Annotated in this window: 18 protein-coding genes and 1 tRNA gene; 10 read left to right on the forward strand and 9 right to left on the reverse strand. The window is 57.1% G+C overall.

Annotation, left to right across the window (positions count from 1 at the left end):
• Positions 1-89: 89 nt before the first annotated feature.
• Positions 90-1319 (reverse strand): thioredoxin family protein, encoded by a 1230-nt coding sequence (locus tag Enr13x_RS03480; protein ID WP_197455752.1) that lies wholly within the window; start codon positions 1317-1319, stop codon positions 90-92.
• A gap of 1210 nt (positions 1320-2529) precedes the next feature.
• On the opposite strand from Enr13x_RS03480, the gene rho reads away from it, so the two are divergent.
• Both rho and Enr13x_RS03490 read left to right on the forward strand, forming a co-directional pair.
• The gene (gene rho / locus Enr13x_RS03485; protein ID WP_145384714.1) at positions 2530-3843 is read left to right on the forward strand and encodes a transcription termination factor Rho; all 1314 of its coding nucleotides are present in this window, start codon (positions 2530-2532) and stop codon (positions 3841-3843) included.
• Positions 3844-3936: 93 nt separating this feature from the next.
• Positions 3937-4019: transfer RNA gene (locus Enr13x_RS03490), tRNA-Ser, on the forward strand.
• A gap of 146 nt (positions 4020-4165) precedes the next feature.
• On the opposite strand, the gene Enr13x_RS39325 is transcribed toward Enr13x_RS03490, so the two are convergent.
• Positions 4166-4666, reverse strand: a complete 501-nt coding sequence (locus Enr13x_RS39325) for a site-specific integrase (protein WP_261344168.1) — start codon at positions 4664-4666, stop codon at positions 4166-4168.
• A gap of 1490 nt (positions 4667-6156) precedes the next feature.
• Between Enr13x_RS39325 and Enr13x_RS03500 the strand changes: the two genes are divergently transcribed.
• Entirely contained in the window at positions 6157-6462 is a 306-nt protein-coding gene (locus tag Enr13x_RS03500) for an IS66 family transposase (protein WP_145384716.1), read from the forward strand.
• 368 nt (positions 6463-6830) lie between these two features.
• The gene (locus tag Enr13x_RS03505) at positions 6831-7892 is read left to right on the forward strand and encodes a hypothetical protein (protein WP_145384717.1); all 1062 of its coding nucleotides are present in this window, start codon (positions 6831-6833) and stop codon (positions 7890-7892) included.
• 49 nt (positions 7893-7941) lie between these two features.
• Here Enr13x_RS03505 and Enr13x_RS03510 read toward each other — a convergent pair whose 3' ends face one another.
• Positions 7942-12723: a protein kinase domain-containing protein gene (locus tag Enr13x_RS03510; RefSeq protein ID WP_197455754.1), complete on the reverse strand. Its 4782-nt coding sequence runs from the start codon at positions 12721-12723 to the stop codon at positions 7942-7944.
• Positions 12724-12889: 166 nt separating this feature from the next.
• Between Enr13x_RS03510 and Enr13x_RS03515 the strand changes: the two genes are divergently transcribed.
• The 3 genes from Enr13x_RS03515 (at position 12890) to Enr13x_RS03525 (ending at position 15040) form a co-directional block, all read left to right on the forward strand.
• Positions 12890-13117 (forward strand): hypothetical protein, encoded by a 228-nt coding sequence (locus Enr13x_RS03515; protein WP_145384719.1) that lies wholly within the window; start codon positions 12890-12892, stop codon positions 13115-13117.
• Between the two features lie 529 nt (positions 13118-13646).
• On the forward strand, positions 13647-14528 hold the full coding sequence (locus tag Enr13x_RS03520) for a tellurite resistance TerB family protein (RefSeq protein WP_145384720.1): 882 nt from the start codon (positions 13647-13649) through the stop codon (positions 14526-14528).
• Between the two features lie 104 nt (positions 14529-14632).
• Complete coding sequence (locus Enr13x_RS03525) at positions 14633-15040, forward strand: hypothetical protein (protein ID WP_145384721.1); 408 nt, start codon at positions 14633-14635, stop codon at positions 15038-15040.
• A 250-nt stretch (positions 15041-15290) separates the two neighbouring features.
• Here the strand turns inward: Enr13x_RS03525 and Enr13x_RS03530 are convergent, their stop codons facing one another.
• The 4 genes from Enr13x_RS03530 to Enr13x_RS03540 all read right to left on the reverse strand — a co-directional run bounded on the left by Enr13x_RS03530 (position 15291) and on the right by Enr13x_RS03540 (position 20532).
• Positions 15291-17681 (reverse strand): ATP-binding protein, encoded by a 2391-nt coding sequence (locus Enr13x_RS03530; RefSeq protein WP_145384722.1) that lies wholly within the window; start codon positions 17679-17681, stop codon positions 15291-15293.
• Complete coding sequence (locus Enr13x_RS03535; protein ID WP_145384723.1) at positions 17681-19207, reverse strand: ATPase domain-containing protein; 1527 nt, start codon at positions 19205-19207, stop codon at positions 17681-17683. The genes Enr13x_RS03530 and Enr13x_RS03535 overlap by 1 nt, the downstream gene beginning before the upstream one ends.
• A gap of 471 nt (positions 19208-19678) precedes the next feature.
• On the reverse strand, positions 19679-19849 hold the full coding sequence (locus Enr13x_RS37665) for a hypothetical protein (protein WP_197455755.1): 171 nt from the start codon (positions 19847-19849) through the stop codon (positions 19679-19681).
• A complete protein-coding gene (locus Enr13x_RS03540; protein WP_145384724.1) occupies positions 19846-20532 on the reverse strand; it encodes a PH domain-containing protein in 687 nt (228 codons plus the stop codon). Before Enr13x_RS03540 ends, Enr13x_RS37665 begins: the two co-directional genes overlap by 4 nt.
• 253 nt (positions 20533-20785) lie before the next feature.
• Here Enr13x_RS03540 and Enr13x_RS03545 point away from each other — a divergent pair, with 253 nt between their 5' ends.
• The 3 genes from Enr13x_RS03545 to Enr13x_RS03555 all read left to right on the forward strand — a co-directional run bounded on the left by Enr13x_RS03545 (position 20786) and on the right by Enr13x_RS03555 (position 23672).
• Positions 20786-22060, forward strand: a complete 1275-nt coding sequence (locus Enr13x_RS03545) for a hypothetical protein (RefSeq protein WP_145384725.1) — start codon at positions 20786-20788, stop codon at positions 22058-22060.
• A 157-nt stretch (positions 22061-22217) separates the two neighbouring features.
• Positions 22218-22865: a hypothetical protein gene (locus Enr13x_RS03550; RefSeq protein WP_231744069.1), complete on the forward strand. Its 648-nt coding sequence runs from the start codon at positions 22218-22220 to the stop codon at positions 22863-22865.
• Between the two features lie 102 nt (positions 22866-22967).
• Complete coding sequence (locus Enr13x_RS03555) at positions 22968-23672, forward strand: CDP-alcohol phosphatidyltransferase family protein (RefSeq protein WP_145384726.1); 705 nt, start codon at positions 22968-22970, stop codon at positions 23670-23672.
• A gap of 880 nt (positions 23673-24552) precedes the next feature.
• Here the strand turns inward: Enr13x_RS03555 and Enr13x_RS03560 are convergent.
• Both Enr13x_RS03560 and Enr13x_RS03565 read right to left on the reverse strand, forming a co-directional pair.
• A complete protein-coding gene (locus Enr13x_RS03560; RefSeq protein ID WP_231744070.1) occupies positions 24553-25155 on the reverse strand; it encodes an esterase/lipase family protein in 603 nt (200 codons plus the stop codon).
• Entirely contained in the window at positions 25152-26339 is a 1188-nt protein-coding gene (locus Enr13x_RS03565; protein WP_145384728.1) for an App1 family protein, read from the reverse strand. The genes Enr13x_RS03560 and Enr13x_RS03565 overlap by 4 nt, the downstream gene beginning before the upstream one ends.
• Between the last annotated feature and the right edge of the window lie 37 nt (positions 26340-26376).

Consider the following 26376-nt stretch of genomic DNA (forward strand, 5'->3'; position numbering starts at 1 on the left):
GGTGTGCCGCGTAAGCCAGTGGCGCCGCGTAAGCCAGTGGCGCCGCGTGGCCCCTTGCTAACGCGTGCGGGCTTCGATCGACGGGTGCGTTACACGCCCGGGTTGGCTTCTTCGATCGCTTGATCCATGACTTCGATGGCGGCATCGAGGTAGCGGTCGAACGATTTTTCGAAGTGCAACATGGCGGCTTCGTCGGCGAAGAAGAACATGCGATTGTGGATCGGGTCGATCACGCCCCACTCGCGTTTGCCGGGGACGATCTTCTTTTCTTCGAAGAACCGGACGACGTCGATTTCGTTCAGCATGGGAGTGAACGGGATCGGGTCGGACAGGAACAATTCCATCGAGTCCTTGTCGGCGAACAGGTACAGTTTGCCGAGGTGGATGACGCCCAGTTCGGGTTTGCCTTCGACCCATTCGCCACGATTGACGACGGACACGGCACAGTAGCCTTGGATCGCCAGTTCCGGTTTGCTCGGGGCGTCGGTCGTCTTGGACGCGGTGGCGTTGTCGGTGGGTTGTTTCGTTGCCGCGTCACCGGGAAGCGTCATGCTGCCGGTTCTTGCACTCGCCAGCGAGGCCTGGACCGAACCGGACTTGGTCACGCTGGCCGAACGCACGCGGCCGGTCGCGTCGCCGGGCAGCATGAATTGGTTTTGCCGCGACGTCCCGGTCACGGCGGACGGCGCTGCGGAAGATGCCGCGGCAGGCGATGCCGATGGGGCGACCGCGCCGGGGGCCGGGATTTGGACCGGCAGCGAATTGGGGGCCATGGTGGTCGACGGGGTTGCGGTGGGCGTCGTCGCGGTCATCGCGACGTTGGCCGCCGGAGCGGGCGCGACATTGGCCGGCGCGGCCTTGGCTGGCGGTGCGGTTTGCCCGGCGCTTGCCAGTGTGGAACGCGTCTTGGCGAAGCTGACTTGGGCTTCGGCCAACATGGCGATGTAGCGATCGGGCTGCTGGGGGCTGACCGAGTGGGAAAGCGCCTTGCCGTCGGTCGTCACGATCACGTCCGTGGGATACTTGGTGACCTTGAACATTTCGGCCAACTTGGGGTTCTTGGTCCCATGAACTTTGACCGGCACGAAGTTCTGGTTGATCGACTGCGAGACCGATGCACTGCGAAAGGCGCCGGCTTCAAGCCGATCACAATAGATGCAGTTGTCGGTGTAGAAGTGCAACAGCATCAGTTTGCCCTGCTGTTTGGCCTTGGCGTGGGCATCGCGAAGCTTGCCCTCCCAAGCGATCTGAGCATGAGACGAGTGCGCGCCGAGACTGGTGAGCGTGAAGACAATGAGATAGATCGCGGCGTTTCGCATCCTGCGTTCCTGTGTCGATCCGGGAGGAAAAACTATTGGGGGTGAAGCGTCCGAACAAAGCATCCGGACATTGCGCCTGGTGACTTGATCGGCAGGCGGGAACCTGTCGCTTAACCCGAAAGTACAGAATGGGTCGACTTTAACGCCAGTTCAGCCGACCGGGTGTGATGAAAAAAGCCGGCGGCGTCGATCGTCGTGTGTTTCCAGACGGCGTTGGGCGGAGCCCGAGAACATAGGGAAATGTCCGGCTGAGAGGAACTCACCGCTGGCGGCGCGGACCCACCGCTAAAGAGCAGCCCGGGATCCGCGGGTCCGCGCTGCGATCGGTGGGGTTTATCCAATCGACACGCCCTCGCAATCGTGGCTTGTGGGCGAACGCTCTGGAGTGTGATCGTTTCTCCGAAGGTCCGCGAGCCGAACGGGACGGCCCGCTCGGCAGAGGGGTCGGTGGAAGGCTTCGCTTGACACAGGCTGTTGCTCGGCTATATTTCCGATAGCTTTAGTCGGCGGTGTTGCTGATTTGACGGTACACCGCTCCACAGTTCATTGCGTCGCTCCACGACGATTCTGCGATCCGGCTTTTGAAGGGCCGGAAGGTTGATTTGCCTCTCTTCCCCAATGATTGGCCACCGGTCGGTTCAGGTGTGGGAGTTGAGACGGGAGTTTCCCAGCATCGACGTATCCAGGTGTCGGGCGACGAAAACGGAAAGGAATTGGTAGTGTCCGCGGGATGATTCGTCTCGGGACACCGGACAACCCTAAGATCGACACAAGCCAGAGGAAACGGCATTTTGCTTGGCGGCCGGTGCCGCCGCCCGCCAGTTCGGCGTCAGCCCGTGATTGGGATGCGGATTGGTCGCCATCACCTTGTGCGGTTGGGCAGCGATTCGGTTTGGCAGCGATTCGGTCGTGTTCGTTCAAGTAAGAAGGTCAGTTGCAGTGTCGTGTCCGGCGGACCGACCCTGGAATGATCGGTCGTGTGTTGAATTGCCAGTGCGGAAACGGCACCGGCCAGTGAAAACATTTTCGCCAACGCCAGGACGTTGGCTCACGAAAACTATTTGGTTTGACCCTGCGCGGGATGGTTTCCGCAGCTTCGCGTTCGGGTCCTTTATCGTTCCATCCTGCGGATTCTTTACATGATTGCCGGCCGACTTCCGCCTCGCGGCGGAGGACGCTCGATGGCGCGTCGGCGCTCTCTGGATTACACATGGCGAAAAAGAAACGGTCTCCTCGTCGCGGCCCAAGCTCCAATGGACAAGCCGGAGGCGGGGGTGGTAGCAAACCGCGTTCGCGAAGACGGCGACGCGGCGGCGGCGGTGGTAACAACGGTGCCGGCGGGAGAGATCAAAACATGGATCGTGAGCCCGCGGATATCCCCAGTGATGCGCCGCTGGAAGAATGCGAGGGGATCCTGGAGCTGCACCCCAACGGCTACGGATTCCTTCGCAGTCGAGACAATAACTATTCCCGCGAGCGCAGCGATCCGTTTGTCCCCGGCACGATGATCGAGCGTTTCGGCTTGCGACAAGGTGTCTTCATCAAAGCGATGATGCAGCAGGCCAAGCGTCAGCAAGGGCCGCGGATCCGCGAGATCTTGGACGTCGACGGCATGTCGCCCGAGTCCTATCCGGACGTCAAGAGCTTTGAGACCCTGACCCCGATCAATCCCGAAGAGTGGTTGGTCTTGGAACGCGGGCAGCGACCGATCACCAACCGGGTGATCGATTTGCTAGCACCGCTCGGCAAGGGCCAGCGGGCGTTGATCGTTGCACCGCCTCGGAGCGGGAAGACGGTCATGCTGCAGGACATCGCCAGCGGGATTGCGGAGAATCACCCCGACTTGAAATTGATCGTGTTGTTGATCGACGAGCGCCCCGAAGAAGTGACCGACATGCGTCGCAACGTCGTCGGGGGCGAAGTCGTCGCGAGCAGCTTGGACATGGACGTCGAAAGTCATGTTCGGCTGAGCCAATTGGTGATCGACCGCGCACGTCGATTGGCCGAAATGGGGCAGGATGTGTTCCTGATGCTCGATTCGATCACGCGACTTGCCCGCGCGTTCAACAAGTGGGTCGGCCGCAGCGGCCGAGGCGGGGCGACGATGAGCGGCGGTTTGGACATCAAAGCGATGGACATTCCGAAGAAGCTGTTCGCCACCGCACGGGCGTTCCAAGAAGGCGGCTCGTTGACGATCGTCGGCACCTGCCTGGTGGACACCAACAGTCGCATGGACGAAGCGATTTTCCAAGAGTTCAAGGGAACCGGGAACATGGAATTGGTGCTCGATCGCCGCTTGGCCGACCGCCGCGTCTGGCCCTCGATCGACATCAGCCAGTCGGGGACGCGTCGTGAAGAATTGCTGCACGACGAAGAGACCTACGAAGCGGTGACGATGTTGCGTCGGACGCTTTCGAGCATGCACCCCTGTGACGCGATGGAGCAACTGACCAAGCAGCTCGGTCGATTCGAAAGCAACGACGAGTTCATCAAGCTGATCAGCGGCGCCAAGACGTCGCTGTAGGATCTTGAGTTCCAAGTTTCAGGTTCCAGGTTCCAAGTTCCAAGCACCCCAACTTGGAACATGGAACTTGAAACGCTAGACTGGAGCCCTTCCGGAGGATAAGCGAATTGGTGAGCGGCCTCACTGGAACTGAGGTACCCCGTAAGGGGCTGCGGGTTCGAGTCCCGTGTCCTCCGCTGTCGTCAAAGCACCTCGAAAAACCCCGTGTTTTTCGAGGTGTTTTTCTTTGGCACACCCCTGTGTGCCAAGAGTGTGCCATAATTCGTGTCCCACGCTAGGCAAGATCATCAACAATGATGCCTGAACCAAACGTTGAGTCGGGTTACAAAGTCTGCTCGGCGTCGACGCCGGAACGCCCGCCGTCGCCTCCAAGCAGGTTCAACTGATCCATCTTGCGACACGATTCGTCGTCGCTGAGGTGGTCGTAGTGTCTTACCATTGCGCTATCGGAATGTCCAAGCCATTGAATCACCATTCGTTCGGGAACCCGTTCGTTTGCACAGCGGCTGCAGACGTAGTGACGAAGACTATGCAGACGCCCGTCTTCAAAACTCTTTTGTCCGGGGAACGTTTTCGGAAATCGGTCGGACAGTGGCGTGATCACCTCGCTAACCAAAATGTTCCGAACCGTGTCAGGCTTTAACCGGCCTCTGCGCGGCCCTCTGAATACATACGGACCGTTGTGATCCAATGAATATGAATGCCCACTGATCAGCTCGAAGGCTTGTCGGTAGGCGTATTTCGCGTTGCGAGTTTTCCAGCCCCGGCGCCTGCGCAATCGATGCGATGGTTTGCCCCGCGTTTCTGTCGTACCTCCCGGCACGCCAACCTTCGCGGAGGTCCCACACGTCCAAGTAACCAAGCAACTTTTCTTCGTTGATTCGCCGCTCTTGAATACCGAGACTTTCTCGCGCCTCGAAGCGTAGCTTTGTCAGATCGGATTGAAACTCCTTGCTGGGAGCACGAGGGTTGTAGATGAGAAGCGGAAAGTCGACCAAATCATCGAATTCCCGCCAATCGCAGCTACTGAGCATAAGCAGCTTTCGGTTTCTCTCCTCCGTGTCTTTCTCTGTTTTACTGGCGTTAAAGAGAAGAGTGCTGCGGACCTGAGGCTATCCGCACCAACTCCAGAAGCTAACGGTGATCCATCAATATATATGGCGCATTTCGAGCTCTAATTTAGCAATATGGGGCAAGGCATTGCCGAGGCAGGCCTGAGGGCGGATCTGCCTTAACCTGCTGACGCAGAATCGTGTTCGTCGTTGGTTTCTCTGTCGATCGTCTGCTGCAGTCCGTTAAATGAAGTGCGGGAAGTACCCAGCGTCGGCGCAGTTCCGACAGACTGATCAGACTGCGTATTCGGGATACGCCCTCGTCGCGCACTTTCGGGATTGCGTTGTTAGCACGCTGTTGACAAGTGAATTGGAGTCGTCAAATCGACACCCTGCCCGCAGAGGTCTTCCGCACCGAATTACCGAAATGAGTTGCTGAGGGCGCTTCGGTTGGTCCAACCGAAGCGGTGAAGGGTCCCGCGATCGATAGGACCAATAGGACAGATGCGACCTATAAGTCTTATGTGTCCTATTTGTCCCATTGCACGATTGTTACCCCATCCTCGGAGCAACGGCAAAACAATGGGGGCAAGACAATTTTCGGCTCTGATCGTTTTGCCCCCATCGTCTTGCCCATCGTTCGTTGTCCAGTCGAGCAACAAAGATTGACAACTGATGACGCAGTCGGTTGCATCGACCAACGCGAGTTCGCTGAATCGCTTGGCCCCAGTTTCCGCCAAATCTTGGACCAACTTTCGAGGAAGCTTGCAGAAGAGCATCAAATCTGCATCGGTGGACACCGACGTTCCAAAGCGAATCGTCTTTGCGCAGGCGGCTGTGCCCAACCAAACGCTGTTGAGAGTGAGCAGGTGTTCCCGTTGATTTTGGCACTGTATTCCTTCGGTTGGGGACTTGGATGGACCGTCTACAGTGCGTTCACACCAGACCAACTCCTAAGTTGATTCGGCTCTCGTGGCGACGCGATCAAGGCCGTCACCCTGTCGGCGTGGTGGTGCGGTGTCTTCTCTGGGCTCGTTTGTTTGCTTGTCCGTTGGAGGCTTACTGGCTAACTTCCCCCCATACGCCGCCCTCGCAATCTGTTGACTCTGATCGGCAAGGCACCGACGGTGCAACATTTTTCGATTCGACCCCACGTACCCCGTCTCGCCTTGGTCAGATCATCAAACAAATCTTTCAAAAAGCGTCAACGCAAGGCTGATCAAAGCCTTGGGTGTTTTGTTTTGATGGCGATAACAGCGGCATGGCTGCTTCGGAAAACAATGACGACTTGCAAAGCGTGTTGAGGGTCAACGCTGAGCTGATCGAAACGGTTGAACGACTGCAGAAAGCCAACCAACAACTCCGCGAAGAACTGGAACTCTATCGTCGCAAATTCTTCGGCAGGTCTTCTGAGCGGCACGTTGAAGATGACTCGCAATTGCGTCTGTTTGACTTAGGTGAGCAGCAAGCCGAGAACGACGATGCCGAAGACGATGAAGCAACCCAGCCCCGCCGGCGTCATCGCAAAAAAAGAAGTCTGAGAAGCTGCCGCCGACGCATCGGTTAGGCCGCAAACACAAAGCGTCATTTTGGACTGCGGTGGCGATCAATGTCTCCGGCGTCGTTGCGTTGGTTACAGGCCCCAAAATGTTGACGCGCCGACACCGCCACTGCGGCCAATTCGCCACACCGTTCCGATGAGTCTTCGGATTGGTGAAAAGCAGTCGCAGGTCGCCCAAGCCACGAAGCGATACCCGGGCAGATAGAACGCTTACCTCCCAACGAAGAATTGCTGGATTTACTCAAAACCCACGCTCGTTTGTTGCCGGTACACGTCGGCGGGACTACTATTGGCTAATCCCCCACAGGTCCGGGGGCGTCGGCCGGTTGGTCGATCGACAACTGATTTCTGAACGACTCTTGGAATGCTACCTGATGTGGAATCAATCAAAGCTGACTCTGATCGCAATGCTCACTCTCTTCACCGCTCAGTGCGTTTCTTTCTCAACGACACGGGCGGATCAGCCTCTGGAAACGCTAAACCAAGATTGGGAGGTCACTATTTGGCGGATTTGCTACAAGGCTGGTGGGGAAGATCCAGAGGTGATAGGGCACCAGGATCACACGTTCACAGTCTCGGCATCTGACGAAACCGATGCAATCGAACTTGCCGCTGACCAATGCGAGGCCCTGCCTGCAATGATCTGTGCATTTAGTGCAAGTTGTTGTGGTTACGCCGCTGGCGAAGAATGTGATGGCTACGAGCCTGACCCGAACCCAGTGGATCCGGAGATGTCAATAAAAGCGAGACAAGGCGGCATAGAGGACGAGAGTGAGCCACGACTTTATGAAGTGCGCGGCATTGGGAAGAAGACGAATGCCGTCGTTGTTGGCTATTCCACCGATAGTCTCGACCACGCATGGCTTAGATTTCGAAAAGGTGCGGCGCGACAGAACGGACTCATCGCCGGAAGCCTCAAAGTTCGTGATGTTCGCCGTTGGGTCTATGTATCACGTGTCTTCGTCAAGTCTCGGTTTAAGAAGAAAGTGTACTCTGAAGAGGCCTATTGCGTTGGCGACTCCGTGGAAAAAGCACAACAAGCAGCAGAGCGATTAGCGATCGAACTTGAATTGCATCTGATGCACAAAGGGCATACGGTTTTGGAGACAAGGCATACTGACCCTGCGAAGAAGTACAATAGCTTTCAGAACACTTGTGGCCCTCCGTTTCGCGGGACTGCGAAATGCAAGGTGCGTACTGATTTAGGGATTCGTAATGTTAAGGTTGTCAGGCTGGGGCATAATCAGTTGCTAGCAGACTACGCTGCTGCGACTGCTTTGTTGGAGCTAGCTGACGCCTACGGCGGTTGCATTGAGGGAACTGCACCAGTCGTACCGAAGTTGAACGTTGTCGTTCCAGGGTGCTCGAGCTGTTCGGGTGGCTCGGACGCTGCAAAAGGGCCTGATCAAAAGGAAGAAGTCGCGGAGGCGCAGTAACAAGAATGGGGGCAACAGTTCGGCAATCGTGAATCCAAAGTCGAACTCACTATTGTCCCTCCACGACTTGCTCGATCTGTTGCCGGGCAAAGTCAACTTGATAGCGTTCGCGTTCCATCTTGGACAATTCTCTCGCCGTGTTGAGAATCGCTTTGGTGTCGAGCAGAATGCTCCGCAGACGCTTGTCTGCGGAGACCACGAATAGCTTTTCTTTGCCAGCGTGATCGACCGAGGGAATCATTCTTAGCAAGTCGTCGCCGGCAAATGAGAGGAGGCGCTGGCCGTTAGAATCCCACCAGGCGAGCGACGTTCCCTGGAACGTCAGCAGTCGCTCGCCTCGCTCGTCAAACTCTGCTGACGAGATTGACTCTCGAGGCAAGGAGATCTTCAAATCCAGTTTGCCGGTTGCCGGCTGATACAGGAACACCTTGCGAGAAAGCAGCGCCAGGATCCGCTGGCCTGTGGGATCAAACCGAATCTGTCGTACCGATCGCTCGATTGGAATTTCGGTTGATTCTCCATCAGCCGAGACCACTATCGCCCATGCCTTCTCTTCTTTCCGGCGATCAGGTTTGTTGGCCAACAGCAATCGACTACCCTCTGGCTGAAACTGAACCCAACGCATCGGTTGATCGGAATGATCATACGGAAGTGGGTTTGCGGATTCCGTGTCCCAGACTTGCCAGGCTCCTTTGTTGGTGAAACTGGCCAGTCGTACTGCGAAGGCCGAAAAACTGAGCCCATCGATCGGATCCGATAATCCTGTCAGCTCGCCAATGGGATCCGACGTGTCCTCGGCAAGATTCCACAACAAGACCCTGCCGGTCGTATCACCGCTGGCCAACCGTTTGCCATCAGAGCTGATGACCGCAGCCAAAACTGGAGCGGTGTGACCCTTCAGGAAACGTTTCAGTTGAAGGCTTTGTGCATCCCAGATTGCGACGGAATGATCGTAGGAACAGGTGACGATTTCATTGTTGCCGGGAGTGAATCGCGCAAAGCTGATCGGTGCCGCGTGACCGCCAATCACGCCTCGCTTTTTTCGTATTCGTGAATCATAAACAGCCAGGCTGTGATTGAATCCCTGCCCGATCACCGCATTTTCAATCGAGGACTTTTTGAGCGATCGTAATGCCAGATGGGGAAGTTCGATTGTCCGAGTCGGCTGATCCGCTTTTTGAATGTCCCAGATCTCCAGCTTGGATGCCGGCGACGTCGTCATCTTGCTCGATAACGGCGCTCCCGTTGGCAACGCTGTTGCAGCGACGATTCGTTGTTGGTCCAAAAACTCAGCCGCACGGTAGGGAGTCTCGCTGATCTGGTCGATTCTTCCTTCGACAAGATCCCAGTGGAACAGGCCGCCCTGCGTGCTAGTGACCACGGCCAGTTTCTCTTCGGGATGAAGGCTGATCGAGCGCGTACCCGCCGGACCTGTGACTCGATGCAACAGGTTCCCATTCGCCGCATCCCAACAGCAGAGTTCTTTGCTCGAGTGGGCGTAGGTCAAGACTTTGTCACCACCGTCAGCGAATTTCCCCGTGTTCATCGGGTAGTCGATCGAGCCGAGTTCCAAGAGGGGCATCAGGTCTTGAGAGTTGAAAATGACGGCGCGATTCTGGCTGGAGACGGCAAGCAGTCGACTTCCGTCTGGGCTGTAGTGAAGCGCGGTGCATCCATCGACTGAGGCATTTTTTAACAGTCGCCCTGTTTCCACCTCCAAGGTACGAATCAAACCCTTTCGATCGACCGTGGCGACGACCGGCTGGTGAGGATGAAAGACGTTGTCGTTCAGATCGACGTTGGGGGTGCCGATGGGAAATCGTACATCGGTCTGCCACTTCCAGATCCAACTGGTTCCTTCCAGGGATCGAATAAAAACGGTTCGGCCGTCCGGGCTGAGTTCAGCGGAAAGTCGACTTCCAATTCGCTGCTTAAACTTGGCAAGTACCTTGCCAGAGGCTCCTTCCAACACTTGAACCTCCTCTTCGTCGGTCGAGACGAGTATTTCGGTTGACTCGCGACCGCTCAATCGGGCCGCTCGTGTCAACAATGGCTGACCGCTTTCCACATTCAAGACGACGCTGTGCTGTTGATGGCGGGTGGTCATCAGGTGCTGCGCGTTGTCGCCGCTGCGGGATACGATGGGAAGATTGGTCGGCAGCGTCTCGGGAAAGTGAGCCCTCTCTGCTCCGGACTGTGCGTACCAAACGCGGGTTGTTCCGTCGTTGGACCCAGAGACCAGTCGGTTTGAGTCAGGACTGAATGCTACGGAAAGAGCGGGTCCATCGTGGCCCCGCAATTCCGCGACCAGCGTCGTTGCTTCAGAATCCCAGATTTGAAATCGGGTTGAGGTGTCCCATGTCGCGAGGTATCGGCTGTCTGGCGAAAAGACGATCCCTTTCACCGGGTGCTCAAGTTTGATTTCTCCAATGATTGACAGTTGCGCCGAGTCAACCAACTGAATCGAGCGAGCGAAACCCAATGCGAACTGTTCCCCATCGGGGCTGACTGCCACCTCGATCGCACTGCCACAAGGCCTGGAGTCTTCGCTGGCGAGATCCCACAGATCGACCCCCAAGGAAGGAGAGCAAGTGAGCAGTTGTTTGGAATCATGCGTAAAGACCACCTGGTTAACGGGGAGCCGTGTGTCGCTGCGGGCCGCCCAGTGGTCCAGCTTTCGCAGTTGTTCGCCACTCTGGGCATCCCAGACCCTAACGGTTTTATCATTCGAGAGCGTCACGATCTTGGTTCCGTCCGGCGAGTAACCCGCATAGAAGACCCAATCGGTATGGCCTCGCAGTGTGAGGGTGGCATCACCGGCAGCATTGAAGACCTTGGCTGTATTCTCCAGCGCAGGGGCAACAATCAAGGTCGCTTCACCAACAGGACAAAAACTCTCTGGCTTCGCTTCGACCAGAAATGCACCGTCCAATTGGCCAATCCTAACTCCACGGTCAATGTCCCAGATCTGAGGAGGCGACTCGGCTAAGACTTCGGCAGAGTATCCAAGCGGAGTGCTCCGCGTGGATGCCGTCAAAACCCGGCGTCCCTCAGGATGAAAGGCCGCTGAGGTAATCGTTTTCGCACCCTGGAGTTTCAGCAGTTCAACTCCCGTGGAAGCATCGTACAGCCGGGCCGGCACGGGATCGCTTGAAAAATAGGAAACGTCACCGGTTACCAGGATGGTTTTTCCATCGGGACTGAACTGAACATCGCCGACAGGAGCTGTTTGTTTGCGGACGAACTGTTCATGGTTCGCGTCCAGTGCTGCCACCAACACCGTCATGGCGTCAGCGTCGCGGTGCAGTTTTGCGCCTTCTTTAGCCAGGGCTGCGGCAAGACCGGGATTGCGCGAGAGTTCCAACGATCCCAATGCACTGAGTCGCCGGCCCTCTGATTTTTTTAGCGCGGCCGTCAGTTGACTGTTTTTTGATTCAACATGGCGGCGCGCTTTGGTCTCCGTTTGCACGGCGAAAGCTAACATTGACATCGCCGAGACGATAATGACTGCGAAAATCGCTGTCACCGAATTCACGAGCGCGCGGTGCCTGCGAGCCCACTTGACCATCTTTTGGGGAACGGTTGGCCGACGCGCTTTGATCGGCTCGTCCCTGGTCCAGGCCCTCAAGTCTCCCGCGAGATCTCCCGCTGTCTGGTAACGTTCGTCCGGGTTCTTTGCCAAGCACTTGAGAACGATCAGTTCCAGAGCCTCGGGTAACCGACGGTTGATCTTGCGCGGAGCGACAGGGTCTTCAAATGCGATCTGCCGCAAAATTTCCGTGCGGGTCCTGCCGTTGAACGCGTGCCGCAACGTCAACAATTCATACAACGTCGCGCCGAGAGAAAAGATATCGGTTCGGTGATCAACCACGATTCGCTTGGCATACGCCTGTTCCGGGCTCATGTAGCGCCAAGTACCGATGACATCCCCGGGTTTGGTGAGTGCACTTTCACCTTGCACTTGGGCCAAACCGAAATCGGCGACGAACACATCTCCGTTCTGATCGACCAGCAGGTTTGAAGGTTTAATGTCACGGTGGACGATTCCCGTGTCATGGGCGTGCTGCAACGCATCAGCCACCTGGACGCCCATCCTGGCAAACGCTTCCACAAATTCCCGATTGGACGTGGAGCCTCCGCTTTTCAGAGCATTCTGCAGATCAAACGAACTCAAGCCTTGTGATGTCGAAGCCTCTTGCGCTTTGGCCGTTGAGATTTTATGTTGCGATGATTTACCTTGGTTTCCATGCGAGGCGTCTTGGCGAAATTCAGCAATCCACCCTGCAAGGTTCTTGCCGTTGATGTACTGCATCGCATAGTAGTACGTGCCTTTTTCAATTCCGAAAGCATAGACGGGGACAACATGCGGATGATCCAATTGACCCGCCGCGCGGGCTTCGTTTTGAAACCGAGTGCGCGCCGACTTGCTGATCATCGCATTGACGGGCAAAACCTTGATCGCAACCGTTTTGTCAAGCTTGACATCCTTGCCCTTGTAGACGACGCCCATACCGCCTTGGCCGATTCGGCCGAGTAGCTGATAGTCTCCCAGTTGTTTGACCTGCCAGGATTCGAATGCGATGTCGCTATCGATCATGTCAAACGCTACGGTGGGCGAAGGTACGGCAGTCTTACTCTCATCCAAATAAACTGCTCGGATCAATTCCTCGCTTTCAGCGAAACGTGAAACGTAAGAGTCAAGATCGACAGTCTCTCCCTGATTGCGGCGGAGATTGACCTCCAGTTGGACCAGTCGAACGAGGAGATGCTCGCGAGAATCACGGTCGACTCGTTCCAGGAACTCGCCGATCTGAGGGGCTTCGTTATGCATCCATGCTTGTTTGAACTCAACACAAAGTTGTTGAATCTGGTCCTGTGGTTTGCTTGGGAACTCAGTGGCCACCCTGGTTCTCCTTTGATCGGACGCCGAGTGCATTCAGAGATGAAACGAATCGCATCTTGATTGTACCCGGCCGTGTCGGGCTGGCAGACCCCCCATGCAAGATTGGCGGCAGTTGCTGGCGGATTCGCTGCCGTTGCGCAGTTCCCATTCGATCGATGTTCGATGCCGCGGTGACGAGACCGCCATCTCGAAGCGTGTCAGCTTGCGCGCGGAGGTGGCGGACACCGAAGCGAGTCACCGGTGTGGCGAAGCGAGCCCCGGCGGCCGGCACCGGAATGATAAGGGAAACGTGCTCGCCCACGCGGAACTCATCAACGGGTGAACTGAAAGCATTGCGATCTGGCATCGTTTTCTCTGGTTTGGTTTGCGGCATGGTTGGGTTACTCCATTGTCATTCGACTCCGCTTCGTCGATCGTCGAATCACCCATCAGGACGTCGGACGAGTTCGGCGAACGGTGACGCTACCGGAGGTGAGCGGCAGTGCGTCCAACAACGCTAGGCGGTCGCCTCGGTCGAAGTCGGGTTGATGGCACGGAGTTGAGCGGGCAGTTGGCAGTTGGCAGTAAGGGTTCGGAGCTGACCGGTAGGGTTGCGCCAGACGGCTGATGCCAAACGGTACCTTTCACTCTTCGAACTTTACTCTTCCAACGACCTCCCCTCGCTTCGCTCGACTCTCCTGCCAGGAGGGTGACTTTTGCAGTGCGCGGTGACGCTTCGAGCCTGCGCGGTTGACGATGGTACAATGGTTTTGCGTTCTACCGTGCGACGTTCGTGACTCGCTTGCGAGCGCGCGAATCGGAAGCGGCGACTTCAGCGAAACCCTTCCTCGAATCTGAATCAGGACAAGACCATGACAAGAAGCCGATTGACCGTGTGTTGGGCGGGTGTGCTGGCAAGCGTCGCGATGATCGGGATCACACCCCTCTTGGCCCAGCCCCCTGCATTGCCGAAAGGCGTCGAAAGCAGTTTTGATTCGGAGGAGGGCTCGGTCCTAAAAGTATTCTCCGCTGAACACGAAGGCCATCGGTTCATTGCCTACTTGGTTCAATGGAAGGACTTTGAGGTCATCGTGAGTGACCCGCTGGCGCGCAGTGATTTCCAGCAGGGTGACACGATCCAGTTTTTGGCGCAAAAGGTACGACTGCCGAACCTCTCGACATTAAATTTTGTCCTGCTGGCAGCCCCGGCGGAAATGAAACGCGCCGCTGCCGACGGAACCGACGACACGGCGTCACCAGCGGAACGAAAACGCATGATGGATCTGGTCGGCGGTGATCTGGATTCGGCCAGGAATGAACAAGAGCGTTTCTACGCGTTGAACCGTGCGGCGAAGAAGGCATTGAGCGCCGGAAAAACGGAAGAGGCCCGGAAGCTTGCCGAGGAGTTGTTGCGACGCGCACAGACACAAACCGATGACTGGAACTACGGCAATGCCATCCAGGACGGGAATCAGGTGTTGGGTCGGATCGCCCTTGCAAAGGGTGATGTCACAGAAGCGAAAAAGCGTCTGCTGACGTCGGTGGATAGCAAGGGGTCACCGCAAATGAACTCGTTTGGCCCCAACATGCAGCTGGCGAATGAATTGCTTGCCGTCGGGGAGAAGCAGGTCGTGCTGGAGTATTTCGATCTTTGTCGCAAGTTCTGGGAGCTTGGCGCGGATCGGCTCGCTGTCTGGACGGAAGCGGTGAACAAGGGCCAGAGGCCGGACTTTGGTGCAAGTCTCGACTACTGAAGGTGAAGCTGCACTCTGGGGCGTCCATTGCCCGTGGAGCACCCACGGCCGTGAATCATGAAAGCGCCGCCGACCGCCGCATCCACGCTTGCCCCTGACGAACCATGACCATCCAACACAGCGATGAAGACGATCACGGACGCAACCCCTTTCAACCGCCCAGTGCGATGGATACAGGCCGGCAACGGCGATCGATGGTCTATCTGTTCGCTTGTTTGTTGTGGTGTGGGCTGGCGATCAAGATCATGGTGCTGCGGCCGATCATGCGCTCGATTTTTGAGGACTTCGAAGTTGAGTTGCCGGGGCTGACCCGTTGGTTGCTGCATCCGGGATTCAGTGCCCTGGTCCTCTTCATCGCGGTCGGGCTCGTTTCCGCTAGACTCTTTCTGGCGGCAAGTGAGACGCGTCGCCGGATCGGCGGGTACGCGGTCGTGTTGGCGCTGGTCCTGTTGGGCTTGGTGGTGATCGGCTTCGGGTTGCCGCTTCTCAGTCTGATGCAGGCGCTGTCTTGACGCGGCAGGCTGCGAGCCGAGGCAACTGGTGCGCCATGGTCATGCCGTCGCAGCCGCAGTCGCGGTCGGGCAGGAGAGTACCTTCTTGCATTTACCTTGGCTTCATCTTGGCAGGCTTGCCTCGGTTTCAAGACACCGCCGAACTCGATTGGAGCCGAGCAGACGAGCACGCTGGTATCGTCAAACTGGCGGCCAGTCGCACGGCGGCCGCATCGAATCGACGTCCCAAGAGAATGCGGCGTCGAATCCGCTACCGTCTGGTCAGTCGGTGAATCATTGCGATCAATTTTCGGCTGTCCAGCGGCTTGGTCGTGTAGTCGGTGCAGCCGGCGGCGAGACATTCGTCGCGGTCGCTTTTCATGGCGTTGGCGGTCAGGGCGATGATCGGCAAATCGTACCCTTTTCGGCGTAGTTGGGCGGCGGCGTTGTATCCATCCATGACCGGCATTTGCATGTCCATCACGATCAGATCAATGGGTGGCCGATCGTCTGATTCGATGAGGTCGATCGCTTCTTGGCCGTTGGTCGCGGTCACGACCTCTCCGCCCGCTTTCTCGATGAAGTGTTGAGCGAGGTAGCGGATGTCGTGGCGGTCATCGACCACCAGAATGTTTGCTGAGATCGTCAAGGACTCCCCAGGCGTTTCGGCCGAGACATCGAGCGACAGGTTCGGCTCGACCAGGGGGCCTTTCGCTGCGCTGTCGATCGTCAAGGTGAACGTGCTGCCTTTGCCGTATTCACTCTCCACCGATACATCGCCGCCGAGTGCCTGGGCCAGTCGACGACAAATTGCCAGTCCCAGCCCGGTGCCGCCGAACGAACGCGTGGAGGTGTTATCGGCTTGCTTGAACGGCTGGAACAAGGATTGTTGAACGTGCGGCTTGATTCCGATGCCGGTATCGATCACATGGAAGGTCAGTCTGTCTTCGTAGCGGCAGATGACGTTGACTTCTCCCCGGTCGGTGAATTTGATCGCGTTGCCGACCAAGTTCAGCAAGATTTGCCGCAGCCTGACGGGGTCGGTTTGGACCCATTCCGGGATCGGGCCATCAAACTCGACTCGCAGTGGAAGATCTTTCTCGAACGCTCTTACATTCATCAACGAACAGACTTCGGCAAGCACGCCGTCCGGCCGCACCTTTGATTTCTCGATCTCCATCTTGCCGGCATCAATTTTGGACAAGTCGAGAATGTCGTTGATGATGTTCAGCAAGAAATTACCGTTACGACGGATGGTCTCGACAACTTGCAAGTTATCAGGATCTTGCAGGTGATCTTTCAGGATGTCGGCGTGGCCGAGAATGGCTGCCATCGGAGTGCGGATTTCGTGCGACATGTTCGCCAGGAACTCGCCGCGCGAACGGTTGGCGGTTTCGGCAATCTGTTTGGCTCGTTTGAGCGATTGCTCAAATGCCTTCCGCTCGTCGACATCGATGACGTACCCGGTGTATCCGAGGAACCCGCCATCGTCATCAAAACGAGGCCGGCCGACATCGACGGCCCAACGGTAATTGCCATCGGCCATTTTTAGTCGGTACTCAGACGAGTACGTTTGTCGCGCGTTTGCGGCAGCGAGGAACTCGTCCCTGGTACGCTGTTGATCGCCTGGGTGGGTCGCTGTGGTCCATCCGAGTCCCATGCCCTCGGCTTCGGATTGCCCCGTGGTAACGTGCCAGCTCTTGGACAAAAACGTACACATGTGATTTTCGTCGGTTACCCACAACATCGCCGGCGAGGCATTGGCAATCTCGCGAAAATAATTTTCGCTTTGACGCAGCATTTCGACCGAGAGCTGTCGTTGGGTATTGTCATAGAAGTGACAGACGACGCCATAGCGATCACCGGGTAGGACGATCCGTTCAAGCGACCAATCGTAGGCTTCGACGACACCTAAATCGGCGCGCTGATGAACAAACGGAGGTGAGACGTATGGCTCGCCGGTTTCGAGGGTGTGACGAAATCGATTGCACGCATCCTCGGCGACGTCAGTGGACCACAACACTTTTAATGACTCTTCCAGCAAACTGCCGATGAGGCGATCGACGTTGCGAAACGCTTCTCGCGCCCCGCCGCTTGCGTAACAGATTTTCATGTCAGCATCGACGACATAAAGCCCCTGTGGGCTGTCTTCGACGAGTTGCCGGAACGTTTCGGCCGACTGACGCAGGCTTTGTTGGTCGCGGTCCTTTTCCAATAGCAGATCGCGGACCTCGAACTGACGCTTTCGATCTCGTAACTTTGCCCGGACGGTGGTGACGAAAATGGCGAGACGTAGCGGCCGATTGATGAGCGTGACGTGTTCAATGGACAGAATCCGTTGCAAAACCGCCGAGCCGACTTCGCCGGGTTGCAGCAGCACCAGGATTGGCAACTCGGACCACTTCGGTTGGCGGGAGAGCGTTTGTTTTAGGTGGGCAACGGCCACATCGTCGAGATGCTCTTGGGCGATCAGAGCGAGTCCCGCACCGGCGGTGATTGCATCCAAAAAATCTGCGAGGGTCCCACAACAACAGACGGAGATTGCGTTCTGCTGCAACACCTGGCTGCATAATTTTGCATCGTGCTGTGTCGGCGTTAACGTCACCACCCGCTGGTTTAATGCATCGTCCTCGAATGCGATTTCGCCTGGGGTCGATTCCATCAGGCACTGTCTCCGGTCTTGGTGCTGTCCCCGGGCTTGGTGATTAACGATTTCGGTTCGCCGATGAAGCTGGGGACACCGGTCAGGATGCCATGGAACTTCGTCAGCGGCGGTCCGATTTCGACGCCTTTGTCACTCAGTTTGAACTCGCGGATCGATCGTTCGTGGCGGCCGGTACGCTTTTTGGCGACCGAGATCGCTTGTCGGATTTCGCCGGCGGCTTCGAAGTAGCGAAACAAAACGACGGAGTCGGCCAGGTAGCTCGCATCAACGGGGCTACCCATCGCTTGCCCGAGCATTCCGTGCTGTGCGACAACGACCAACGTCAGGATGCTCCGTTTGCTGAGGTATTGCAGCAGTTCGTGCAGTTGGATGACCAGGAACTTTTCATGCGGCATCGCATTGAGATAGCCGTTGATGCTGTCAATCGAAACGACGCTCACCCGGCGTCCTTGGCGGTCCGGCATGACTGCTTGGCGGACCACACATCCAAATTCGCTGGGAGTGATTTCGCCGGGAATGAGATTGTGAATGGCGATCAGTCCACTCTCGATGTGACGTGGCAGGTCAAAACCAAGGCCTGCGGCACGAACGAACAGCGATTGTTCGCTCTCTTCGAATTGAAACAGGACCGACCGCTCGCCTCGCTCGGCGGCGGCGATCGCAAACTGCAACGCCATCGATGATTTACCGACACCGGCAGGTCCGAGCAACAGTGCACTTGTTCCGGCGTTCAAACCGCCGCCGAGTAATGCGTCGAATTCTGCGTTGCCGCTCATAACCTGATGCGTCTCGACCGGCCCGGCAGGCTGCTCGGTCGCTTCACGCGGATAGATGTTCAATCCGCCGCGGGCGATTCGCATATCGTGAGCCCCCCCGATGAAGCTGCTTCCGCGATGCTTGACGATTCGGATCCGCCGTCGCTCGCCGCCGTAATCAGACAACAGGTGTTCTAAGCGGATGACACCGTGAGCGATGCTTTGCAAGTGCTGGTCATCGCTGCCGGAATAATCGTCCAGCAGCAGTACCGTACATCCACGACCGACGAAGAACTGTTTCAGTGAGAGGATCTGTCGACGATAACGAAGTGAGCTTTGGGAGAGCAGTCGCATTTCCGAGAGCGAGTCAAAAACGACGCGTTTGGGCCGCAGCTCTTTGACACGATCGAGCACGCCATCGACCGTGGTGCCGAGTTCGATCTCGGCCGGTTCAAACATCGTGTACTGCAATCGTGGATCTTCGATGCTATCGGTATCGACGAGTTCGTAGAGGTCGACGCCGTCGAGGGTCCAGCCGTGAGATTCCGCAACGCCTTGAAGTTCCTGTTTCGTTTCCGACAATGTGACGTAAAGCCCCGGTTCGCCGTTTTCCGCGCCTTCGAGCAAGAACTGCAATGCCAGAGTCGTCTTTCCGGTCCCCGGCATGCCTTCGATCAGGTAAAGTCGGTCCCGGGTTAGCCCACCGCGCAGAATATCATCGAGCTGCGGCACTCCGGTGCTGACCTTTGCAGACTGGTTTGCCGTCATCTCAACTCTCCTCACGTCGTGGATTGACCATCACCCTCTTCCAGCCTGAGCAATGGGAATCGCAAAAATTCCGTTGCCACACCGACGATTGTAGGGGGCAAATGTTCGACCGCAACAATCGACAGGTGGCGAATCGTCCGACCGTGATCGTTTTGGGACCAACGCGGAGCAAAATGGGCGGCGGCTGCCAACAATCCAGCGTCGGCGTTTCGCGAATCCTGCCACCCGGGCATCTGGTACACCGTTTACTCAGCACACGACGATACCAAGACCTCGATCGCCTCGCGGTCCTCGCTGCCTTACATTCAACCGAAGCACGGATCACCGATCAAAAGCGGCACCCGCGGGCATCAGGACCGCGCCGCGGAAGCCGGTCAGGTGGCGGCTGAAAAGCTGCAAGCTTACGGCAGCCACTACGTCGCCGAACCGACACGCGACCTGGGCAGCCAATTGCCACACTTCTAGCGGCTTTCAACTCGATTCGTCGTCATCCCGCATGGGGGTCTTCGAATGGATCAGGCGTTGATGCCCCGACACACCGCTGACGAAATCGGGGTGCACGTGAGAATCTGCATCGTTGGTGTGAAGCACCGAAATGTCGGCCCACTGTGCGGCGATCCATTTCTGATACATCTCGCTCATCCTTGGTTTCCACGGATCAGTTTGATGATGCTGTCGGGATGGGGCAGACGTTTGGCGACGACTTCTAGGTCGTCTTGACCAGAGCTGCTGATGCCGATGTCGCCCACCCTTAGCAGTCGCTCGCCGAAGGACTGGTCGAGCTGGATATTCCGGACGTCGTCGTGCTGGACTTCCGAAGTCTCGCGTGAAATGATGCCGCGTTGGTAAATCGTTCGGTCGTCGGTCACGGTCAGGGTGGTGAACCGGCTCTGTATCATCCAATAACTGACGACTGCGACGATCACCACGAGCGTGATGGCGCATGCCCAGGTCAACAGAGACGCTGGGCCGAGCCTTGCGGTTTCGTCCAGCGAATAGCCGGCGATCGCCAGTCCGGTGATGGACAGGACCAGGGCGACCGCGGCGACCAGGAAGAGGGTTCCCAGGATCAGTGTCGCGACCGGCCGAGCGCGAAAGACGACCGGGTGAACGGTGCCCAACGTACGTTCCTCTGGCTCTGCGGCCAAGCGATGCTTGCCGACGGATTCTCCATCGATGTTTTCGACGGACGTCACCACGGCGGTTGGCATTTCCAGCTCGAAGGGTTTGTGGCATTCCGGACAAACGACCGGACCGTCGAGGTGCTCGATGGTGCTGTCAACATCGTGGTTGCAGTAGGGGCATGTGGTGGAGAGCACTTGCATGGATCGATCTCCGGCGTTGTAGGGGGCGGTTCGGCGCTATCAATCACTTCGCAACTCGCGTGCCAGCACCGAGGTGGAAACCAGTGGTTTGGGCTGATGGAGAAGCGATCGCGTTGCATCGATCGAACGCAGTATCGATCGGAAATCGTGTGGAATCCCGCCACGTGTCGAGAACGGACGTTTCCGTCGGCACCGGGTTTGCATGAAGGGGATTCGGTCTGTCCCCGTTCCACCAGAGAAATAAAACATTCCGATGAAAAAACTAACTCGACTGTGCGTCGCTGTGATTGCCGGCGCAGCGTTGTCCACTGCCGCCGCACAACCGCCCGCCGCATCAATTCACGATGCCTCTCCATCGAAAATAAGCGACTGGGCGTTGGCCGGTGTGGTCTGGAGCGACGCCAGTTTGACAAAGAAACTGGCCGATCAAGCTGCGAAAGAGTCTGATTCGGAACAGCAAGTCACTCGGTACCAAAAGATTTCCGGTCAGTCTGCCACGATCATCAAGGCGATGGAGGAATTCGGTTGGAAACAGGTCAAACGATCGGCCACGGTGAACGATGGTCGATCGGGCAGCACAGCGGACGGGCAGCGTTCAATTCCAAGTCCGAGCGAAGTGGGGGCTGCGCTGGCCGATTCGCTCGGCCGACCCGCTGATGGATCGAAAGAAGCATCGCAGAAGAAGCGATCCGAGCGAACGGGACGTCGCAATGACGCAGCAGAACTCGATCCGAGCATCAAACGATTTGACACCGAAACGCCGGCGGGCCGCGACGATCCGGGCATCGATGACGAACGGACGGGTAAACGCACCCCGCTCGACTTGGACCAGTACCGTGTCGATGACGTGATCGACGAGACACCTGGCGAAGCACGTCATCAAGCCGATGCGACCGAAGACGGCGTCGAAGCTGCAATCGCGGCAGCGGCCGGGCGTCGCGGCGTGGGACGCGGAACGGTGGGGCGAATCAGTCTACGCGAAGCCCAGACGCGTTCCGCGACGCTGCCCTACTCGAAAGATTCGATCTACGATAGCGACGATTATGATCCCGATGCCGATTACGACATCGACAACCCACTGGGCACTCAATTTACCAACCCGGAAAGTGCTGACCTGGGAGACCAAGACGATGACATCGACCCGAAGAACCCGGCCAAGGTCATTGACGGCGAGGACGAGTTGATTGCTTCGATGAGACGGAATCCAACTGCAGGCCAATCTCGCGATAACCCATCGCGCGACAGGGGTGCTGGGGCCAAAGCCAAGCGATCCGGGGCAGCAGATGTCAATCTTGACCGCTACACCGCCGATCGATCCAAACACGTCCAAGATGCGCACTGGGTCCAGTTTCATTTAAACGCCAACCAGGTCGTGTGGAGTGAACTGACCACGCGCGAGAACTTGAATGTTCAAACGCGAACCGCCCTGATGAAGTTAAGGGCGAACATGAAAGTTGCGATGGACGCCACCGACAACAAGCGACTGCAAAAAGTCCTTCGTCAAAATTCATTTCAGCGGTCTCTGTAAAGCTTTCCGATGACTGAACCTGTGCCGCCAATTCCCCTCTGAGGCGATGATGCCTGACGACCGATCGCGACCCGAAACCCCGACGCCCCAACTGACCCGACACTGGGTCATGGCTGGGATTGTGTCGTCGGCGTCACGATTTATTCCGATCCCTTTTGTGGACGACGTCATTCGTGACCGTTGCCAACGTTATGTCGTTGCAAAAACACTGGCGGCACACGACGCCCAGTCCTGTCTCGATCAGGTCCGGCCGTATTTCGGCAGCAGCGCCGGTTGCGTGTCTGGTTGCCTGGCGATGATCGCCAAGGCTTCGCTGAAACTGTTGTTGTTTCCCATTCGCAAGGTCGTCCGTGTGCTGACCTCGGTTCGTGGCGTGCCGCTGGAAATCACACGGATGGTTCTGCTCGGCCGCACCCTGGATCGGAAACTTCAATCGGGCGAGGTCCCGACCACTGCGGAAGCGGAGCGCATGCGAGTCGCATTTGAGGCTGCATTTGCACGCATGGACTTCCGCGCGGTCAAGGCCGTGGTCAACGATTCGCTGAACCAGGTCGGCGGGTGGAAAGATGCGGCCATTGCTGTCGCTCGCGATGTGCTCGATACCACGGCAGACCCGGACAAGCGTGACTTGGCCGCAGACCCTATCGAGAACGCACCACAAGTCGAGGAAGGTGCAAAACGCGTCGATGAGGCGATGCATGATCCGGCGATGCTGCAGCTGTTTGCTGACTTTGATCAACGATTCGATTCCGAATACGCGAACACATCGCTGCGTCGCAGCGAACGGGAATCGCCTAAAGGCTAGACACCAACGGTTGCTGCAACCCTTTTCCGCTCGACAAACGCAACCCGAAAAATCAAAGCTGACAAAGTACGAGAAGCTTATCCGGCCTTCATCGGCGGAGAAATGATGAAACAAGAAACCATTGCGGCCTATGCAGTGCATTGTCTGACGGCATCGGGGATCGTGCCCGCGGCGTTGGCGATGATGGAAATTGCGAGTCCGTACTGTGATCCGCGAATTGTCTTTCTGTGGTTGCTGTTGGCGACCTTGATCGACGCGATCGATGGTCCGCTGGCAAGGCGATTTCACGTCAAGCGTTACGCATCGAGCCTCGATGGGCGGACGGTCGACGACTTATTGGATTACCTTACGTTCGCCTTCATCCCCCTGTTATTGATCTGGCGGATGGATTGGATGCCGGCGGGGCTGGGGTGGACCGTCGTGTTCGCCATGTCGGCCAGTTTGTTCGGATTCGCTCATACCGACGCGAAAGATGAGGCAAACGGATTCTTCCGCGGCTTCCCGTCTTATTGGAATGCCTACGCCCTGTACGCGGGGATCATGTCCGCGATGGTTTCACCGTGGCTGACCGCCGTGACACTTTGGGGACTGAGCGTGCTGACCGTATCGCCGGTGTGGATGATCTACCCGAATTTGACGCCCAAGCCGTGGAAGATGAGCGTGATGGTCGGCGCTGTGCTCTGGGCGATTGCGATGCTGGTGATGTTGTGGCAATTTCCGCAGCCACCGGCGGCATGGGTCGCTGTATCGCTTGTCTACCCCGCATATTACGTCGCATTGTCGTGGCATTTGCGACAAGCTTGTTGATTTCATTTAGAAAGTGGTCGTCGGTGGAGCGTCCGTTTTCTCCAAAAAGCCCCACTTCCACGCTGCAGTCAAGAATCGACGCGCGATCGGGCGGTTCAATCAGCGTGTGCCCGGATTGTTTTGCCCACACTCTGATGATGTCGTTTTGGCACGCAAGGGGGAAGCACCACCAGTTGCATCCAATTCTTCGGTTCAGGGTGTCGCGACCACTTGTCGAACGTGGCATGCATTTCACGTAGCAATGGTCCGCATGCGGGCGGTGGAACAATCCGATTAAGATTCCGCTTGGTCGCAACGCGAAGCGAGTCATCGGAGATGAACGGATCTTCTGTTTTGCGTCGCAGGGTCCGCCAAACTTTCCCGCCAAACTTTTCCGGCAAATCGACGGATGGTCTCGTCAGCGGGTGTCGGCGGCAGAGTGAACCGACCGCGCGGCTGAAACGTTTTCACGTCGGTGGGTTCACTCATTCGATTGCGACGTCGGTGTTGAGCGGTATGCCAGGGGAGGCCCCTGAGCGGGACAGCACCACTTTGTCTCGGCATGGCACGAACGACAACCGTCAACGCGACCATGGGTTCGTGCGGTGATTGGATCGTGCGGAAACGGTTTTCGCCGGGAGCGAACTGTCAGTTTTAGTTGGCAGACAACCCCGCTACCAGCTTTTAGCGGAAACGATCTGGTCTGATTGCGGTCTGTCGATAGCGGAACGCACTAAGGTTTGCTGAGTGCATCGTAGAAATTAGCGGGCTGTCGGTTTTGTGAGCCACGTGACGCATAAGTGGCCGGGCACCGCGGTGCCTGCCCGAGGCCTTACGGCCAGCGGCTCACCATTGATTCAGCAGCTCCCATCTAGATCGACAGACCTCTAGCGCCGTCGACTCAGTCGGCACGATCGATTGACGACAAAACATCATCCGGTCGTTGCAACTCATCGCGAACCAATTTCCACACGTTGGGTTGAAATAAGACCGAATTGTGAGAGCCGAACACGAAACGCTGGTCATCGCTGGGTTGCTGTCGAACCAGCACTTCACCCTTGGCGTGAATCACCGTGCGGAAGATATCCAGATCGTCCGGCAATGGCACTTCGGCAGATGACGCGACGGACATGATTCGAAACTCGGGCGTGATGTATTTTGAGAGGTATCGCGTCCGCTGGACGATTGGCACCGCGGTTGTCACGGGGCAAACGGAGATCAACCGGATCTGTCGAGGTGGTTTGATCTTGTGCATGGCCGATCGCGTCAGCCAGTCACCGAAACTGTGGGTGACGATCGCGAAGTCAGGTCGATCAAACGCACAGAACTGTTCCGCCAAGGACCGCACACTGGTGTCCAAGTCCGTGAAGATCCGGGGGTAATCCCAACGCACGACTTGCCGGAATGCCCCCTGTAGGTACTTTGCCATCGGCCACATCATCCACGCCGGCGACATAAAACCGGGAACCAGAACAACAGGTGTCGAATCGGTCATGTCGGTCATGGCTTCAACAGAGGCGCCGAACGTTGTTCGTCGCGGCGTGTGGCCGTCTCGATTGCCGAAAGTTGCGAGGCGTCCAGCAATCCCAGATCAACGCAGTGTCGAGCCGCTTCGACGCTGTCCTTGATCGCAAACATCGGCACACCGATGTTTTCGCTCTGGTGAATGTGTCGGTCGACTTTCAAATCGTGCTCGCTATCCCCCATGGGGTCGATGTCGCGAATGAAAATCGCTTTGATGCGTGATCCAAACTCTGCGGCCGCGGTCGCGTACAACCGCGCGTCTTCCTGGCCAGAATCACCGGACAGTACAAACGGCAAATTCGGGTATTCGTGCATCAATCGCCGCACCTTGTCGAGTTTGTGGTCGTGTCCGCCCTTGAGGAATTTGTTGTCATCAAATCCGAGATCTCGCAACAGGATCGGACCTTCGGGAATCGCGTTCACTTCGATGAAGTCCTGCAGTAGATCATACAGATTCCAGGGAGAGCTGCTGACGTAGAACAGTGGATTGGTGGGATTTCCATCGTCGGACGAACGGTGCATCGCTTCGTACCATCCGGCCACGCCGGGCAACGGTGCACGCGTTCGGGCATTGCTAAAGAACGTCAACTTGGCCATCGTGCCGATGTTTGTCGCCCCGGTGTGCAGAATCGTATCGTCGACATCGCTGATCAACACGAACTCTGCCTCGTCCGGCACCGCCATCACCTTGCTGGTCGTTGCCGATTCGATTGCGGTTGTCAGGGGATGATCGACAACCGCAAGGACCGCATCGGACCAGAACGGCATGGCATCGACGATTTCGCTGCGATCCATTGTCAGATGAAAGTAGCCTTCGTTGTCGCTGGTCGCCACGCCGGTCGCCGTTCCAAAATTGGCCCGAATTGTAACGCCGGGCACCTCGTCACTGGCGAAACGTTGGATCGTATTGGCCAGATTGTGCCACCAGCGATCGTTACGAAAATTCGCGTCCAGTGGCGGGTTGGTCAGTATGCGGCCGTGCAGGTGAATCGTGTCGGCGGTCGCATAGCCGGTATAGGGTTGAATCTTTGGTCGTCCAGATCGACCGAGCCGCTTTCGTAGTCGGCGGATCTGCACATCGGCAAGATCATCCACCGATGCGACCGATCGAGTCATGATTCCCTGTAACTCCTCTCGCCAGCTCGACGTGCTTTCCGGTTTCATCGTTTCTCCAAGGTTTTCTACGAGTTGTCTGTTTTAA

The sequence above is a fragment of the Stieleria neptunia genome (assembly GCF_007754155.1).
In the GTDB taxonomy this organism is placed as follows: Bacteria; Planctomycetota; Planctomycetia; order Pirellulales; family Pirellulaceae; genus Stieleria; species Stieleria neptunia.

Coding starts and splice junctions, on each gene's coding strand:
- Enr13x_RS03560 (WP_231744070.1), bottom strand. CDS start 25,155: ATGACCGACATGACCGATTCGACACCTGTTGTTCTGGTTCCCGGTTTT.
- Enr13x_RS03565 (WP_145384728.1), bottom strand. CDS start 26,339: ATGAAACCGGAAAGCACGTCGAGCTGGCGAGAGGAGTTACAGGGAATC.
- Enr13x_RS03500 (WP_145384716.1), top strand. CDS start 6,157: ATGGCTGCTTCGGAAAACAATGACGACTTGCAAAGCGTGTTGAGGGTC.
- Enr13x_RS03510 (WP_197455754.1), bottom strand. CDS start 12,723: ATGCATAACGAAGCCCCTCAGATCGGCGAGTTCCTGGAACGAGTCGAC.
- Enr13x_RS03520 (WP_145384720.1), top strand. CDS start 13,647: ATGACAAGAAGCCGATTGACCGTGTGTTGGGCGGGTGTGCTGGCAAGC.
- Enr13x_RS03545 (WP_145384725.1), top strand. CDS start 20,786: ATGAAAAAACTAACTCGACTGTGCGTCGCTGTGATTGCCGGCGCAGCG.
- Enr13x_RS03540 (WP_145384724.1), bottom strand. CDS start 20,532: ATGCAAGTGCTCTCCACCACATGCCCCTACTGCAACCACGATGTTGAC.
- Enr13x_RS03535 (WP_145384723.1), bottom strand. CDS start 19,207: ATGACGGCAAACCAGTCTGCAAAGGTCAGCACCGGAGTGCCGCAGCTC.
- Enr13x_RS03515 (WP_145384719.1), top strand. CDS start 12,890: ATGCAAGATTGGCGGCAGTTGCTGGCGGATTCGCTGCCGTTGCGCAGT.
- Enr13x_RS03480 (WP_197455752.1), bottom strand. CDS start 1,319: ATGCGAAACGCCGCGATCTATCTCATTGTCTTCACGCTCACCAGTCTC.
- Enr13x_RS37665 (WP_197455755.1), bottom strand. CDS start 19,849: ATGAGCGAGATGTATCAGAAATGGATCGCCGCACAGTGGGCCGACATT.
- Enr13x_RS03555 (WP_145384726.1), top strand. CDS start 22,968: ATGATGAAACAAGAAACCATTGCGGCCTATGCAGTGCATTGTCTGACG.
- Enr13x_RS03505 (WP_145384717.1), top strand. CDS start 6,831: ATGTGGAATCAATCAAAGCTGACTCTGATCGCAATGCTCACTCTCTTC.
- rho (WP_145384714.1), top strand. CDS start 2,530: ATGGCGAAAAAGAAACGGTCTCCTCGTCGCGGCCCAAGCTCCAATGGA.
- Enr13x_RS03530 (WP_145384722.1), bottom strand. CDS start 17,681: ATGGAATCGACCCCAGGCGAAATCGCATTCGAGGACGATGCATTAAAC.
- Enr13x_RS03525 (WP_145384721.1), top strand. CDS start 14,633: ATGACCATCCAACACAGCGATGAAGACGATCACGGACGCAACCCCTTT.